The organism is Prauserella aidingensis, assembly GCF_024171865.1.
In the GTDB taxonomy this organism is placed as follows: Bacteria; Actinomycetota; Actinomycetes; order Mycobacteriales; family Pseudonocardiaceae; genus Prauserella; species Prauserella aidingensis.
The window spans coordinates 100,720-114,751 of the sequence record NZ_JAMTCN010000002.1; the positions used below are offsets into that span (position 1 = coordinate 100,720).

Genomic DNA, 14,032 nt, shown 5'->3' on the forward strand with positions numbered 1-14,032 from the left:
CGTCCGAGGTGGCCGGACCTCCGGAGCATGGCCGGTTCGCCGTCGTGCGGCCGGAACCGACACCGCGGGACTGGTCGCCGCTCCATCCCGACAAGTGGACGTTCGACGATCGGCAGGTGATCCAGTCCGAACGCGGCGACCCACCGGAGGGTCCGCGCAGGCCCTTCGAGTACGCGATCGTCGACGAGGGTCCCGAACTGGACTCGCTGCGCTATCGCGCGACGGTCCGCATCGACGAACCGGTCGCCCGCAACGATCGCGACGTCGTCCTGATCTTCAACTACCGATCGCCGACGCGCTTCTACTACGTCCACCTGTCGCAGGACAACACGATCTATCCCCACAACGGCATCTTCAAGGTCGACGACGCCGACCGGGAACGCATCGACGACCAGTGGGACGGCGAGCTCGGCCCGCCACCCGCGATCGACGACCGCGCCTGGCACGACGTGCGCCTCGATTACCACGCACCCTCGGGTCGCATCGCCGTGTACCTGGACGGTTCGCGCACGCCGTTGATGACGGCGACCGACAGGAGCTTCTCGGGTGGCCGCATCGGATTCGGCTCCTTCGACAACTACGGCCGCATTCGCGACGTGACCGCACTGGGCACCCGCGGCTGACGAGCCGGAATCCACTGTAGACGTCCCTGTCCGGCTGTTTCCCTTTTCGGGCGCGAGTCCAATTCGGGCCGAGTCCCGTTCGGACAGGGCGGGGTCGACGCGTGTCCGCATGCGCGCCGGCCGGAAACCGATCCAAGCACGTGAAAAAACCTGAGCACGTGGGATGGAGTCCAATGATGGGCAAGAGAAACTGGTGGGTGCCGGTCGTCACCGCGGCCGTACTCACGATGTCGCTGACGGCGCCTGCCGGCGGCGCGCAACCGGCCCAAGGTCCGCCTGCGACCGGTGACGAACCGATCACCGATCCGATTCCCGAGGATCCACGGCCGGCGGAACTGGGGCTGGTTCTCGAGGAGTACGCGCAACTGCCGGAGACCGAGCCGACACCGCCGCCGACGGACGAGCGGTTGATGCGGTACAACCGGATCAACTACATCGGCGAGGCGCCCGACGATTCGGGCCGGAAGTACGTGCCGGACCTCAACGGTCCGATGTATCTGCTCGGCGACGACGGCGAGCAGCACGAGTATCTCGACATGCGCGACGAGGACGAGCACTTCTTCTCCGGCAGAGGCATGGGGACGGGATTCGGCTTCGTCACGTTCCACCCGGAGTTCGAGGAGAACGGCAAGTTCTACACCGTGCACTCGGTCGGCGAGGAGGGGATCGCGGAGAACGAGCCGACGTACCCCAACCAGCCGAACGCCGACGTGCAGAGCGTCGTGACGGAGTGGACGGCCGACGATCCGTCGGCGAACACGTTCTCCGGTACGCACCGTGAGATCTTCCGGTTCGGCTTCGCGACGCAGATCCACGCGATCCAGCAGATCGACTTCAACCCGACGGCGGAGCCGGGTGACGAGGACTACGGCCTGCTGTACATGGCGGTCGGCGACGGCGGGAACGGTGTCGGCACCGACGTTCCGCAGAAACTCGACAATCCGGCGGGCAAGATCCTGCGGATCGACCCGGAGGGCACGAACGGCCCGGGCGGCGCGTACGGCATCCCGGAGTCGAATCCGTTCGTCGGGCAGGAGAACGCGCTCGGCGAGATCTACGCGCTGGGCATGCGTGATCCGCACCGCTTCACGTGGGATCCCGAGGGCAAGCACGAGATGTACCTCGGCCACATCGGACAGCGGGCGCTCGAGGCCGTGTACAAGGTCGACAAGGGCGACAACCTGGGCTGGAGTGAACGGGAAGGCCGCTTCCGGTTCGACCCCGAGCAGCAGTGCGTGCTGTATCCGCTGCCGCCGGACGATCCCAAGCACGGCTACACCTATCCGGTCGCGGCCTACGACCACGACGCACCTGAGAACTGGCCGTGCAATTCGGACAGTGGGCACGCGATCTCGGGCGGCAAGGTGTACCGCGGCGACGCGCATCCGGAGTTGCAGGGCAAGTACATCTTCGGCGACCTGGTCGACGGTGAGGTGTTCAGCACCGAGGCCGCCGACATGAGCCGCGGCAAGAACCGTGAACCGATCACCGAGGTGCAGCTGTTCGACTCCGACGGTGAGCGGAAGCGGATGAGCGACTTCGTCGACGACGGCCGGGTCGACCTGCGGTTCGGCACCGACGCGGCGGGCGAGCTCTACCTGCTGGCGAAGGCGAACGGCAAGATCTGGAAGGTCACCGACGTGAATCCGGCGGAGCCGTCGGAGGTCACGGATGCCGTGTCGGACAACCTCGTCGCGCACTACGACTTCGAGCACCCGTTCGCCGTGGATGGTGCGAAGGAGGCCGGTCAGGGCAGTGCGAACACGCTGCTGGACCTGGTCAACGGTGGCGAGGACATGCGCGTCGACGGTGGCGCGTTCCCCGGCAGCAACAACTCGTTGCAGTTGAAGCAGGTGAATCCCGGCCAGGTCGGCAACGACGACTGGAAGGCCGGCCTGTGGGACGGCGACGAGAACGGTGTCGAGTCGTTGAACGCGTTCAACGCCGCCGACGGGATCACGGTGATGGGCTGGGTGAAGATGACGGGTGAGAACCCGAGCCCGGACCCGTCGTCCGACGATCCGGACGCGCGGTACAACTCCGTCGGCCTGGCGGGTGTGCTGAGTGGCGATTCGGACGGGCACAACGTGCGCGCGCTGTTGGAGCTCATCGAGGTCGACGGCGAGATGCGGCTGGTGGCCCTGGGCAGGCGCCTGGACGGTGGCGAGTCGCAGACGTTCGCGGCCGAACAGGACTGGCGTGAGCTGCTGCCGAAGGGCGAGTGGGTGCACCTGGCCGCCACGTTCGACTACACGACCGGCGAGATGGCGTTGTACCGCAACGGTGAGCCGATCGAGGGATCGTACGTGAAGGACGGCGACCCGTGGCAGGTCGACGGTTCGCCGACGAGTGCGGCGAACCCGCGCGGCATCAAGATCGGCGGTAGCTTCCCGCAGAACACGTCGGAGAAGAATCCGTGCAACTGCAGCATGGATTCGCTGATGTTCCTGGACGAGGCTGCTGACGGTTCGACGATCGCCGAGCAGTACGCCCGCTTCCGGGGCGAGTAGGGATCACCGCAGCGGTGGGCCGTACCGGGGGTACGGCCCACCGCTGCCGTTTCGCCGTCGTCATGCCCACCCGGTCCGGCACCGGCCGCCGACGACCGTTCAGCGCTACCGCCCGGCTCGGTCCGCCCCCTGAGACGCCCGAACCCGCAACACCGCCCCCGGGATCCGCAACACGAACCCCCGAATCCGCAACACGGGCTCGCGAACCCTCAACACGGGCTCGCGAACCCGCAACACGGGCCCCGGGATCCGCAACACGGGCCCCGGGATCCGCAACACGGGCTCGCGAACCCGCAATACGGGCCCACCCACCCGACGCGACGCACGAACGCACGCGCAACCACAGGCAGGGGCCCGGAGGGGCGGAGCCCGCCGGGCTGGGGTGTGGGGGCTGCGCCCCCACAAGACATAAAGAAAGAGACCCCCGTCCGCGCTCTGCTGTGAACAGAGCCGCGGACGGAGGTCTCCCTCTTCCGTCGGGGTGGCGGGATTTGAACCCACGACCTCCTCGACCCGAACGAGGCACGCTACCAAGCTGCGCCACACCCCGATGATGTTGTTCACCGGTCTCCCGGTGAGCGGGTCGGGAAATAGTCTAGCTGACTTCGTTGCGGGCTTTGCGGCGGGTGGTCCTTCGGGCGGTGGTGTCCTTGCGGGTGGTCGCTGAGCTGCGGGGAACGAGGGTGAGGAGGGTGGCTTCGGGCGGGCAGGCGAACCGGGCGGGGGCGTAGGGCGAGGTGCCGAGTCCGGCGGAGACTCCGAGCCACATGTCGGCGCCCCAGCGGGAGATGCCGCGGGCGCGGGAGCGGTCGAGTTCACAGTTGGTGACGAGGGCGCCGATGCCGGGGATGCGGAGTTGCCCGCCGTGGGTGTGGCCTGCGAGGACGAGGTCGTAGCCCTCGGAGGCGAACGGGTCGAGCACGCGCGGTTCGGGAGAGTGGGTGATGCCGAGTTTGAGTACGACCTCGGCGTCGACGGGGCCCGCGATCTGCTCGAAGCGGTCGCGGCGCAGGTGGGGATCGTCGACGCCCGCCGCGAAGATGCGTTGGCCCGCGACGTCGAAGGCGGTGCGGCGGTGGGTGAGGTCGTGCCAGCCGCGTTCGATCATGGCGGCGCGCAGGTCCTGCCACGGCAGGTGGTTGCCGTGGATGCGTTTCTTGCGGCCCTTGGGCATGAGGTAGCGGGCGGGGTTCTTGGGTTTGGGTGCGTAGTAGTCGTTGCTGCCGAAGATGAACACTCCGGGCCGGTTGAGCAGCGGCCCGAGGGCGCGGAGCACGTGGGGTACGGCGCGGCGGTGGGCGAGGTTGTCGCCGGTGTTGACGACGAGGTCGGGTTCGAGTTCGTCGAGGGCCGCGACCCAGCGCTGCTTGGACTTCTGGCCGGGCAGCATGTGCAGGTCGGAGATGTGCAGGATGCGAATGGGGTAGGCGTCGTCGTCGAGGACGGGCACCGAGGCGGTGCGCAGGGTCCAGTTCCTGCGTTCGACGCCGACGGCGTAGCCGAGGGTGGCGGCGCCGACGGCGGCCGTCGTGGTGACGAGGCGCTTCATGGGATCTCCCTTGCCCTGCAGGTGCACGCGCCCAGCGTACGCGCGTGCGGCCGGCCGTCAGGGGCGCGTCGAGTCGGGGCTGGGGCGTATCCGTTGCCGCGTTTCCGAGACGGCGAACACCAGCGCGATCGCGGTTCCCGGCCCGATGACGGCGAGCCACCACAACGGCGCGGGCGGGACGGCACCGATCACGTACAGGCCCACCGCGACCTGGGTCCACAGCAGGATCAGCCGGGGCAGCGGAGGCAGCGGCGTGAACGGCAGCAGCACGGCGATCACGAAGACGGCCGCGATGATGCTGTACCAGAAGAGGACGTAGTACACGGTTACGTGTCCTCCGGGGCCGCCGGGTGTCCGGTCGCCCCGATCACGTACAGGCCGACCGGACACCGAGCGCCGTCAGGGGCCTCATCGCCGCGGCCGGCTACTCGTAGCGGGGGCTGGGTTTCGGGAGCTGGCGGACCGGTTCGCCCTTGAGGATCTCCTTCATGGCGTTGAACCAGGTGCGCGCCGGTGCCTTGCCGCCGAAGATGTTGCCTTCGCCGTCGACCGAGTAGACGTTGCCGGGGCCGCTGTCCACGATGCCGCCGGTCGGCCGTTCCGGTTTGAACACCATCGACGCGGCGGCCAGCTGGGGCGTGCCGCCGACGAACGCGCCGGAGGCGTTGCTCTGCGTGGTGCCCGTCTTGCCGATCATCGGGCGCGACCAGTTGACGGCCTCGGCCGCGGCGGCCGACGTGCCGCCGGGGAGGTCGTCCTTGCTCATGCCGACGGCCAGCGAGTTCGCGAGGTCCTCGTTCACGACCTGCTGGCAGGGGTTCTCGTCGACCTTCACCGGGTTGCCGTCGCGATCGGTGACCTTGAGGACCGGCGTCGGCGGGCACCAGGTGCCGCCGCTGAGGATGGTCGCCGCGACGTTCGCCATCTCGAGGGGGTTCGTCGGGCTGACGCCCAGGGTGAACGCCGGCATCCCGCGCGAGTTCTCCCGCGGCGCGAAGTACTTCCGCTGCGACATCGCGTACTGGCCGCCGGCCTCCTTGTCGATCGGGCCGCCGTTGCCCGCGTTCGACTTCATGGTCCTGCGCATGCCGAGTTTGTAAGCCATGTCGAGGACGGGTTTGATGCCGACCCGGTCGACGAGGTGTACGAACGTCGTGTTCGGTGACTTCGCGAGCGCGTCCTGCAGGGTCATCGTGGGCGGGTACTCGCCCGCGTTGCCGACCGTGTACGGCGCCCCGGCGTTGGTGTAGCGCGACGAGGTGTACGACCCGGGCGACGGCAACTGGTCCTGGATGCCGACGCCTGCGTGCTGCATCGCCGCTGCGGCCGTGAAGATCTTGTAGCTCGACCCCGCACCGGTGACGTTCCACGTGTCGGACGGCAGGGCGTACGTCGTCTGGCCCGCCTCCTTGTCGAGGCCGTAGTCGCGGTTGGCCGCCAGCGCCACGACCTCGTGCCGCTTCTTGCCCGGCCGGACCATCGACAACGTGTTGGCCACGTTGTCGGTCATCTTCGGCACCTGCTCCTCGGCGGACTTCTTCGCGAGGTGGTTGATCCGCCGGTTCAGCGTGGTGCGGATCGTGTACCCGCCGTCGTAGAGCTCCTCCTTCGGGATGCCGGAGCGGATCAGGTAGTCCTCGACGTACTGGCAGAAGAAGCCGTGCTCGGGGCCCGCGCCGACGCAGTTCGCGGCGGGCTTGTTCGGACCGCCCTTCACGACGCCGACCGGCTCCTTCTTGAGCCGTTCCGCGTCCTCCTCGGACAGCTTGCGGTTGTCGACCATCGAGTCGAGCACGAGGTTACGGCGGTTCTTGGCGCCCTCGGGGTTGTTCCACGGGTCCAGCACCGCCGGGTTGTTCACCATGCCCGCGAGCAGCGCCGACTGGTTGACGTCGAGTTTGTCGGGGGTCGTGTTGAAGTAGGCGCGCGCGGCCGCCCCGACGCCGTAGATCTGCCGCGAGAACTCGACGACGTTGAGGTACCCGGCGAGGATCTCCGCCTTCGACATCCGCGTTTCGAGCTGGATCGCGATGCGCGCTTCCTTCAGCTTCCGCGCGATGGTCTGCTCCTGCGCGCGTTGCTGGCCGATCTCGTCGTCACGGTAGGTGACGTTGATCAGGTAGTTCTTGACGTACTGCTGCGTCAACGTCGAGGCGCCCTGGGTGTCGCCGCCCGAGCTGTTGCTGATCGCGGCGCGCAGCGTGCCCTTCCAGTCGACGCCCGTGTGCTCGTAGAAGCGGCGGTCCTCGATCGAGATCAGCGCCCACTTCATGGCGTCCGAGATCTGGTCGGGCTTCGTCGGCACGCGGTACTGGTTGTACAGGGTGGCGATCGGCTTGCCGCTCCGGTCCGTGACCGTCGTCAGCTGCGGCGGAGGCTCGTCGGCCAGTTCGGCCGACATCGACTCCACGGTGTCGCTCGCCTGGTTCGACACGACACCGGCGGCTCCGACCACGGGGAAGAGGATCCCTGCCACCAGCACTCCGGCCAGCAGGCAGAGCCCGAACATCTTCAGCAGACCGCTTCGCTTACCCACGCAGCCAGGGTACGCACACTGCGCGTCACGTGCGGGTTGGCTACGCGGTGCGCCTCGCCGTCGCGAATACCCACTTCAGTGGAAAATGCTCCAACCGGCGGGTCGAAACATTGTAGGGACCTGTACTTGACCGCGCGGTCATTCGCGAAAACAAATACGAAGTTCGTTGGTTGGATCGTGGAACCGCGGCTGTCTACAGTTCGTCAACATCTCACGAGGCAACGCTCACCAGGGGAGGCGTTGCGGAGGGACCGTGAGAACACAGGGAGAGAGCGACCCGGCGCAGCGCTGAAGCCGAGTAGCCCCGACCGGGCGGACCGAGGCAAGGCGACTGCGCAGGTCACAACAGGTAGGAGCTGGGGGTCGTGATGAGCACCAACCAGTCGAGCTGGCGTATCCAGGCGTACTGCCGGGACACGGACCCGGACGGACTGTTCGTCCGCGGTGCGGAGCAGAATCGCGCGAAGACCATTTGCATGGGCTGCCCCGTGCGGACCGAATGTCTCGCCGAGGCGCTCGACAACCGGATCGATTTCGGCGTCTGGGGCGGAATGACCGAACGGGAACGGCGTGCCCTGCTGCGCAAGCGCCCCGAGGTGCACAGCTGGTGGGACCTCCTCGAGTCGGCCAAGCGCGAGTACGAGCCCGCGGGAGCCGGTTCGAGCTGACTCGCCCGACGGGTGGACGCCGGCCCGCCCGGTGTCCACCCCCTCACGACCGGCGGTCCTCACCACCGGCAGGCCCGGGCGAGCGACGCCGAGCGCCGACGGTCCCGGGCGCCGGTGGTCCGGGCCCGGTGGTGCCGGTGGGCGTGGGGCTACGCGCCCGCCAGCCGGCCGCCGATGTCCCGCAGGCCGCAGACGTCGTGCACATCGCTCGCCAGTGCGGGCACGCGCCGCACCGGCACGTCCGGGTGGGCCCGGGTGAACCGTTCCAACAGCCGTGACTCGCGGTCGGCCAGCTGCACCCGGTCGGCGTGCAGTCGCAGCACCGCCTCCGCGAGCGGCGCGCTCGTCTCGCCGCGTTCCAACGCCTCGGCCGCCGCCAGCGCGTCGACCTCGGACAGGTCGGCCAGCACGGGATGCGTCCGGTTCGCCACCAGCCCGGCCAGCGGCATCGACTCCTCGGACAGCCGCTCGACGAAGTAGCTCGCCTCGCGCAGCGCGTCCGGTTCCGGTGCCGCGACGACGAGGAACGACGTGCCTTCCGACCGCAGCAGCTCCTGCGTCTTGGCCGCCCGCTCGCGGAACCCGCCGAACGTCGAGTCGAACGCCTGCATGAACGCGGAGGCGTCCGCCAGCAGCTGGCCGCCCAGGATGGTCGACACGGCCTTGGCGAACATCGAGAAGCCCGCGCTCATGACCTTGCGGATGCCCCAGCCGCCCGCGCGGGCCGGGCTGGTGAGCAGGCGGATCATCCGCCCGTCCAGAGCCGCCGACAACCGGCTCGGGGCGTCGAGGAAGTCCAGCGCCGACCGGCTCGGAGGCGTGTCGACCACGATGAGGTCCCAGTCGCCGGTGGCGGCGAGCTGGCCCAGCTTCTCCATCGCCATGTACTCCTGCGTTCCGGAGAACGACGTGGAGATGGTCTGGTAGAAGGGGTTGCTGAGCAGCTGCTCGGCCCGCTCGGGGCCCGCATGGCGCCGCACCATGTCGTCGAACGTGCGGCGCATGTCCAGCATCATCGCCCACAACTGGCCGTCGGGGTCGAACCCCTCGACGGTCACCTGCCGCGGATGATTGCCCAGCTCACGAAGGCCCAGCGCCTGCGCGAGCCGCCGGGCCGGGTCGATGGTCAGCACCACCGTCTGCCTGCCGCGTTCGGCGGCCCGCAACGCGAGCGAGGCGGCCGTCGTCGTCTTGCCGACCCCGCCCGAACCGCAGCACACGATCACGCGCGTGTCCGGGTCGTCGATCAGGGCGTCGACGTCCAGTGCGTCGGTTTCCAGGGCGGCGCGCTCGCCTCGCGACGTCTCCCGTGGTTCGGCCATCGTCACCGCACCCCCTGGCTGCGGAGCGACTCCGCGAGCTCGTACAGCGCGGCGACGTCGACGCCGCCGGACAGGTCGGTCAGCTCGAGTGTCGGCAGGTCGCTCTCCGACAGCTGCTGCCGCGCGACCGTCTCCGCCGCGACGCGGCCGGCGTGCTCGACGGTCTCGGTCACGAGCGCGTCGAGCGTCTCGTCCGGCAGGTCCAGTCCGGCCGCGGCGAGTCCGCTGCGCACGCGGTCGGCGTCCACGCGGCCGTCCGCGGCCGGTGAGACCGACCGGGCGGGCAGCCGCGGCGGCCGCACCCGGTTGATCAGCACCGCACCCGGCCGCAGGTCCGCGCCGTCCAGCTCGGCGACCGCCTCCAGCGTCTCGCGCACCGGCATCTCCTCGAGCAGCGTCACCAGGTGCACCGCCGTCTGCCCCGAGTGCAGCAGGTCCACGACCCCGTCGGCCTGGGAGCGGATCGGCCCGGTCTTGGCGAGGTCCGTCAGCGCGCGTGTCACGTCGAGGAACTTCACCACCCGGCCCGTCGGCGGCGCGTCGACGACGACGGCGTCGTAGAAGTGGCGCCCGTCGGAGTCGGTCCGGCCGACGCACTCCTTGATCTTGCCCGTGAGCAGGACGTCCCGGAGGCCCGGAGCGAGGGTGGTGGCGAACTCGATCGCACCCATCCTGCGCAGCGTGCGGCCCGCGAAGCCGAGGTTGTAGAACATCTCGAAGTACTCGAGCAGCGCCGCCTCGACGTCGATGTGCAGCGCACGCACCTCCCCGCCGTTCGGCGCGGCGGCGATGCGCTGCTCGGCGTACGGCAACGGCTCGGTGTCGAACAGCTGGGCGAAGCCCTGCCTGCCCTCGACCTCGACCAGCAGTACGCGCCTGCCGTGGCCCGCGAGTGCGAGCCCGAGCGACGCGGCGAGGGTCGTCTTGCCGGTGCCGCCCTTGCCGGTCACGAAGTGCAGCCGGGTGCGGGTCAGCTCGTCGGTCCAGCCGGCCAGCGTGGTGGTCACCGGGGCAGCGTAAGACATCAACTGGCCAACGCCAGCACGGCGACGACCAGGGCGGTACCGCCCGCGAGCCACCAGGAGGCCGCCGGTGACAGCACCGTGAGCGTGAGAATGCAGGTCAGGGCCAGTGCGGTGACGCCGACGAGGCCCGTCACGGCGACCGTCTGCCACCGCCCGGTCTTCTCCCTGGCGCGCGCCATGATCATCAGCACAGCCAGAACGCCCGCCACGCCCAGCAGCGAGGCCGCGAGGATCCGCCACGTTTCCACGGGAACTCACGCTACTGGCAGTGGTTGTCTAGGGTGACGGCCATGAGTGCCACGAAGTGGGAATACGCCACCGTTCCGCTGTTGATCCACGCCACCAAGCAGATCCTCGACCAGTGGGGCGAGGACGGCTGGGAACTGGTGACCGTGCTGCCGAACCCGTCCGGTGAGCAGCACGTCGCCTATCTCAAGCGGCCGAAGGACTGAGGGCCGATGAGCGCCAGCACCGCGTCGGCGAGGCTCGCCGAGCTCGGTATCGAACTGCCCGGCGTGGCGGCCCCTGTCGCCTCGTACATCCCCGCGATCCGCACCGGGTCGCACGTCTACACCTCCGGCCAGCTGCCGTTCGTCGACGGCGCGCTGCCCGCCACCGGCAAGGTCGGCGGTGAGGTCGGTCCGGAGGAGGCCAAGCAGTACGCCAGGACGGCGATGCTGAACGCGCTGGCCGCCGTCCACGATCTCGTGGGCATCGACGCGGTCACGCGTGTGGTCAAGGCGACCGGGTTCGTCGCCTCCGCGGAGGGCTTCAACGCCCAGCCCGCGGTCATCAACGGCGCGTCCGAGCTGCTCGGCGAGGTCTTCGGTGAGGCCGGCGCGCATGCGCGGTCGGCCGTCGGCGTCGCCGAACTGCCACTGGGCGCGCCGGTGGAGGTCGAACTGATCGTGGAGGTGTCCTGATGGACCCCGATGTCGAGCAGGCGTGCCACGAGCTGCTGCTGCGCCTCTCCGGCAGGCTGCCCGACAACCTGGTCTGGCGGTTCCGTGACTGGCTGGGCGAGGGTGCGATGAGCACCCTCGCCCGCGTGCTGCCCAAGACTTTGCTCAAGCACAGGGTCGATCTCGACCAGGAGGAGTACGGCCTCCTGGTCGCCGGCCTCGTACCGCACGGCGCGGACCGGCATCAGGTCAGTTCCACCCTTGGGGTAGACGCACCGTTAGAGAGCGGGTACACATTCACCGCGAGTACGCCTAACTGGGTGAACTCCGTCGACTCGGTGGCTGCCGTGATCGACGCAACGTTGCGACGGCGTCCCGATGTGGGTGAAGTGCGAGAGGCTTGGCGGCAGGAACGTGGGACCGGCCCGGAGGGGGCGAAGCGGGTCCTGCTCGTCACGGCCACTGCGGGGCTTCCCCGGCTGACGGGCGAACTGCAGCGGGTACTGCGCGTGCTGGGCGACGAAGCGCCCTGCGTGGAGGTGCTGCCCGCCCGGTTCGACCCGCCCGCCTATCACCGGGAGGCGCTCGCGAACTCGCGGTTCGTGTGCGTGGGGGCGGTCGACGCCGGGCGGCAACTCGTATCCGCATAGCGTCCGCGGCCGGCGGGCGGGAGGGAGAGCGGCGACATGGTGGACCACCGGTCCGGCGGTGATCAGGACGGCTTCGGCGTCCCGTTACGGCTGTACAACGCGTTGCTCGGGTTTGCGGGCAGGCTCGACGACAGTGCGCTCTCCGAGGCACGCGAACTCGTCGCCCGCTCGAACCCGGACGACGCCGTCGAACTGACCGTGGGCTCGCTCGTCGCGGGCCGCCTTCCCGTCCGCCCGGCCGAGCAGCGCGAACTGGCGTCCCTGCTGGAGCTGACCCGCTCCGACGTGACGCTCGCCGATCAGCTCACCGTGGTCGACGACATCGCGGCGACCGATCACCGATTCAGTCGCGAGAACGACCCGGACGCAGGGGTCGGCGAGGCCCTGGACCGCGTGCTGCGCGTGCTGCCCGACCTGCGTTCCGTGCACGCCGTGTGGCGCAACACCGCCGCGGGCAGCATCCCCGGCCCGCTGCCGCAGCGGGCCGTGCTCGTCGACATCGGGCCCGACGCGCACCCGCCCGCCGTCGCCTTCCGCGTCGGCGACGCGCTGCGCAAGGCAGGCATCCGCGCGGTCGTCGAGGTCACCGGGCCCGGCTCGGAACGCACCGCCTATCACGACGCGGCGCTGTCCTCCGGCGTTCCCGTGTGGCTCGCCGGCCCGGACACCGTCCGCCACGACGCGGCGAGGGCCGAGTCTGTAAGAGCGGAGCCGGCTCACGCTGAGCCGGCACCCGCCCCCACGGGTCCGGCGAGCGTGCCCCCGCCGCCCGAATCACCCACCCCGGAACCGCCGCGTGCCGCACCTCCGGCCCCGGCGGCACCCGAGAACCCGCCTGCTGTCGCGGCGGTCCCCGAAACGCAGGCGGCCGACGGCTCACTGCGGGACCCGGCCGCCGAGCACACCTCGGCCGGCCGCGGCTGGAACGCCGAACCACCCCGGTCGACCAGGCCGAACGGGGACTCCACCCGCGGTCGCCGCGCGCGCCAGCCCGCCCGCGGCCAGACCGAACCACCCCAGTCGGCCGGCGGCGAACTGCCCCGCAGCGAGGGCGGCCAGGTGGTCGAGTTCCCTCAGCCGTCGCACGACACCGAACAGGACAACCGGTCGGCACAGACCACCGAGATGTCCCGCGAGGAGGTGGCCCAGCTGCGCGCCGCGATCGCCGAGGACCGCGACAACGGACAGGCACTCGCGTCGGCCGACCTGGACTCGGACCAGCTCGCCCGGATCCCGGACCTCAACCTCGACGATCCGCAGCTCACCGACCGCGACCGCGAACTCCTGCGGGAACTGCACGCCGAACTCGCCCAGCGCGAACGCGCCGAGGCGCAGCGCCAGCGGACCGGCGGCAATCCCGGTCCCGGCGCCGCCAACGGAACCGACGCCCGTTAGCCGGAGCCGGACGCCTCGCCGCGACGGTATGTTGCGGGCGTGGCTGCGAACTTTCACGTGCCGAGGAGCGCGGTGCCCGACCTGATCAGTGACGCGAACCGGCCGGACGAGCCCGTGCCCGTCCGCGACGCGGCGACCGTGATGCTGCTGCGTGACACCCCGGGCGGCGTCGAGGTGTTCCTGCAACGACGGGTCGCGGCGATGAAGTTCGCCGCCGGGATGACCGTGTTCCCCGGCGGAGGTGTCGACGAGCGGGACGCCGACGCGTCGATCGCCTGGGCGGGCCCGCCGGCCGCGCAGTGGGCGGCATGGTTCGGCTGCGACGAACGCGTCGCCAGGGCGCTGGTGTGCGCGGCCGTGCGTGAGACGTTCGAGGAGTCCGGTGTGCTGCTGGCCGGGCGGGGATCCGACACGACCGTCGACGACACGTCCGGCTACGCCGACGCCCGGGCCGCGCTCGTGGCCAGGGAACTCTCGCTCGCGGCGTTCCTCGCCGACGCCGGGCTGACACTGCGCAGCGACCTGTTGCGGCCGTGGGCGAACTGGGTCACCCCGGAGCCGGAGACGCGCCGGTACGACACGAGGTTCTTCGTCGCGGCGTTGCCCGCGGGGCAGCACGCCGACGGGGAGACCACCGAGGCGTCCGAATCGGGCTGGCGCACACCCGCCGACGCCATGGCCGACGGCGAGGCGGGACGCAGCATGCTGATGCCGCCCACCTGGGCGATGCTGTCGGACCTCGCGGCGTGCCGTGACGTGGCCGAGGTGCTGGCGACCGACCGGACACCCGTCCCCAAGGTGATGCCCACCCTGCGGGTCGACGGCGAGTCCGTACTCGTCGAACTGTGACCG

14 protein-coding genes and 1 tRNA gene are annotated in these 14,032 nt (G+C 70.0%); 8 read left to right on the forward strand and 7 right to left on the reverse strand.

Features of this window, described 5'->3' with window-relative positions; translation table 11 throughout:
- The first annotated feature begins 116 nt into the window (after nucleotides 1-116).
- Complete coding sequence (locus LY13_RS02500) at nucleotides 117-623, forward strand: hypothetical protein (RefSeq protein WP_253826496.1); 507 nt, start codon at nucleotides 117-119, stop codon at nucleotides 621-623.
- Between the two features lie 173 nt (nucleotides 624-796).
- The gene (locus tag LY13_RS02505; RefSeq protein WP_253826497.1) at nucleotides 797-3,133 is read left to right on the forward strand and encodes a PQQ-dependent sugar dehydrogenase; all 2,337 of its coding nucleotides are present in this window, start codon (nucleotides 797-799) and stop codon (nucleotides 3,131-3,133) included.
- A 476-nt stretch (nucleotides 3,134-3,609) separates the two neighbouring features.
- On the opposite strand, the gene LY13_RS02510 is transcribed toward LY13_RS02505, so the two are convergent.
- The 4 genes from LY13_RS02510 to LY13_RS02525 all read right to left on the reverse strand — a co-directional run bounded on the left by LY13_RS02510 (nucleotide 3,610) and on the right by LY13_RS02525 (nucleotide 7,218).
- Nucleotides 3,610-3,683 (reverse strand) — tRNA-Pro (locus LY13_RS02510).
- 45 nt (nucleotides 3,684-3,728) lie between these two features.
- The gene (locus LY13_RS02515) at nucleotides 3,729-4,682 is read right to left on the reverse strand and encodes a metallophosphoesterase (RefSeq protein ID WP_253826498.1); all 954 of its coding nucleotides are present in this window, start codon (nucleotides 4,680-4,682) and stop codon (nucleotides 3,729-3,731) included.
- Between the two features lie 57 nt (nucleotides 4,683-4,739).
- On the reverse strand, nucleotides 4,740-5,006 hold the full coding sequence (locus tag LY13_RS02520; protein WP_253826499.1) for a hypothetical protein: 267 nt from the start codon (nucleotides 5,004-5,006) through the stop codon (nucleotides 4,740-4,742).
- Nucleotides 5,007-5,106: 100 nt separating this feature from the next.
- Nucleotides 5,107-7,218 carry a transglycosylase domain-containing protein gene (locus tag LY13_RS02525; protein ID WP_253826500.1) on the reverse strand — a complete coding sequence of 704 codons (2,112 nt, stop codon included), beginning with the start codon at nucleotides 7,216-7,218 and terminating at the stop codon, nucleotides 5,107-5,109.
- A 368-nt stretch (nucleotides 7,219-7,586) separates the two neighbouring features.
- Between LY13_RS02525 and LY13_RS02530 the strand changes: the two genes are divergently transcribed.
- Nucleotides 7,587-7,886, forward strand: a complete 300-nt coding sequence (locus LY13_RS02530; protein ID WP_253826501.1) for a WhiB family transcriptional regulator — start codon at nucleotides 7,587-7,589, stop codon at nucleotides 7,884-7,886.
- A 149-nt stretch (nucleotides 7,887-8,035) separates the two neighbouring features.
- Here the strand turns inward: LY13_RS02530 and bagB are convergent, their stop codons facing one another.
- The 3 genes from bagB to LY13_RS02545 are packed head-to-tail and all read right to left on the reverse strand — an operon-like array spanning nucleotide 8,036 to nucleotide 10,481.
- Nucleotides 8,036-9,208, reverse strand: coding sequence for an ATPase BagB (gene bagB / locus LY13_RS02535; protein WP_253826502.1), 1,173 nt, complete (start codon nucleotides 9,206-9,208; stop codon nucleotides 8,036-8,038).
- A gap of 2 nt (nucleotides 9,209-9,210) precedes the next feature.
- Nucleotides 9,211-10,215 (reverse strand): ATPase BagA, encoded by a 1,005-nt coding sequence (gene bagA / locus LY13_RS02540; RefSeq protein ID WP_253826503.1) that lies wholly within the window; start codon nucleotides 10,213-10,215, stop codon nucleotides 9,211-9,213.
- Between the two features lie 17 nt (nucleotides 10,216-10,232).
- The gene (locus LY13_RS02545; protein ID WP_253826504.1) at nucleotides 10,233-10,481 is read right to left on the reverse strand and encodes a hypothetical protein; all 249 of its coding nucleotides are present in this window, start codon (nucleotides 10,479-10,481) and stop codon (nucleotides 10,233-10,235) included.
- Nucleotides 10,482-10,523: 42 nt separating this feature from the next.
- Here LY13_RS02545 and sp36 point away from each other — a divergent pair, with 42 nt between their 5' ends.
- From sp36 to LY13_RS02570, 5 genes are all read left to right on the forward strand, one after another.
- Nucleotides 10,524-10,685, forward strand: a complete 162-nt coding sequence (gene sp36 / locus LY13_RS02550) for a Sp36 family protein (RefSeq protein ID WP_005466698.1) — start codon at nucleotides 10,524-10,526, stop codon at nucleotides 10,683-10,685.
- Between the two features lie 6 nt (nucleotides 10,686-10,691).
- A complete protein-coding gene (locus tag LY13_RS02555) occupies nucleotides 10,692-11,156 on the forward strand; it encodes a RidA family protein (protein WP_183648786.1) in 465 nt (154 codons plus the stop codon).
- Nucleotides 11,156-11,785: a hypothetical protein gene (locus LY13_RS02560; RefSeq protein WP_253826505.1), complete on the forward strand. Its 630-nt coding sequence runs from the start codon at nucleotides 11,156-11,158 to the stop codon at nucleotides 11,783-11,785. The genes LY13_RS02555 and LY13_RS02560 overlap by 1 nt, the downstream gene beginning before the upstream one ends.
- Nucleotides 11,786-11,821: 36 nt before the next feature.
- Nucleotides 11,822-13,180, forward strand: a complete 1,359-nt coding sequence (locus tag LY13_RS02565) for a hypothetical protein (RefSeq protein WP_253826506.1) — start codon at nucleotides 11,822-11,824, stop codon at nucleotides 13,178-13,180.
- Between the two features lie 141 nt (nucleotides 13,181-13,321).
- Nucleotides 13,322-14,029, forward strand: a complete 708-nt coding sequence (locus LY13_RS02570; RefSeq protein WP_253826775.1) for an NUDIX hydrolase — start codon at nucleotides 13,322-13,324, stop codon at nucleotides 14,027-14,029.
- The last annotated feature ends 3 nt before the right edge of the window (nucleotides 14,030-14,032 follow it).

Coding starts and splice junctions, on each gene's coding strand:
- LY13_RS02530 (WP_253826501.1), top strand. CDS start 7,587: ATGAGCACCAACCAGTCGAGCTGGCGTATCCAGGCGTACTGCCGGGAC.
- sp36 (WP_005466698.1), top strand. CDS start 10,524: ATGAGTGCCACGAAGTGGGAATACGCCACCGTTCCGCTGTTGATCCAC.
- LY13_RS02555 (WP_183648786.1), top strand. CDS start 10,692: ATGAGCGCCAGCACCGCGTCGGCGAGGCTCGCCGAGCTCGGTATCGAA.
- LY13_RS02565 (WP_253826506.1), top strand. CDS start 11,822: ATGGTGGACCACCGGTCCGGCGGTGATCAGGACGGCTTCGGCGTCCCG.
- LY13_RS02570 (WP_253826775.1), top strand. CDS start 13,322: ATGCTGCTGCGTGACACCCCGGGCGGCGTCGAGGTGTTCCTGCAACGA.
- bagB (WP_253826502.1), bottom strand. CDS start 9,208: ATGGCCGAACCACGGGAGACGTCGCGAGGCGAGCGCGCCGCCCTGGAA.
- LY13_RS02560 (WP_253826505.1), top strand. CDS start 11,156: ATGGACCCCGATGTCGAGCAGGCGTGCCACGAGCTGCTGCTGCGCCTC.
- LY13_RS02505 (WP_253826497.1), top strand. CDS start 797: ATGATGGGCAAGAGAAACTGGTGGGTGCCGGTCGTCACCGCGGCCGTA.
- LY13_RS02515 (WP_253826498.1), bottom strand. CDS start 4,682: ATGAAGCGCCTCGTCACCACGACGGCCGCCGTCGGCGCCGCCACCCTC.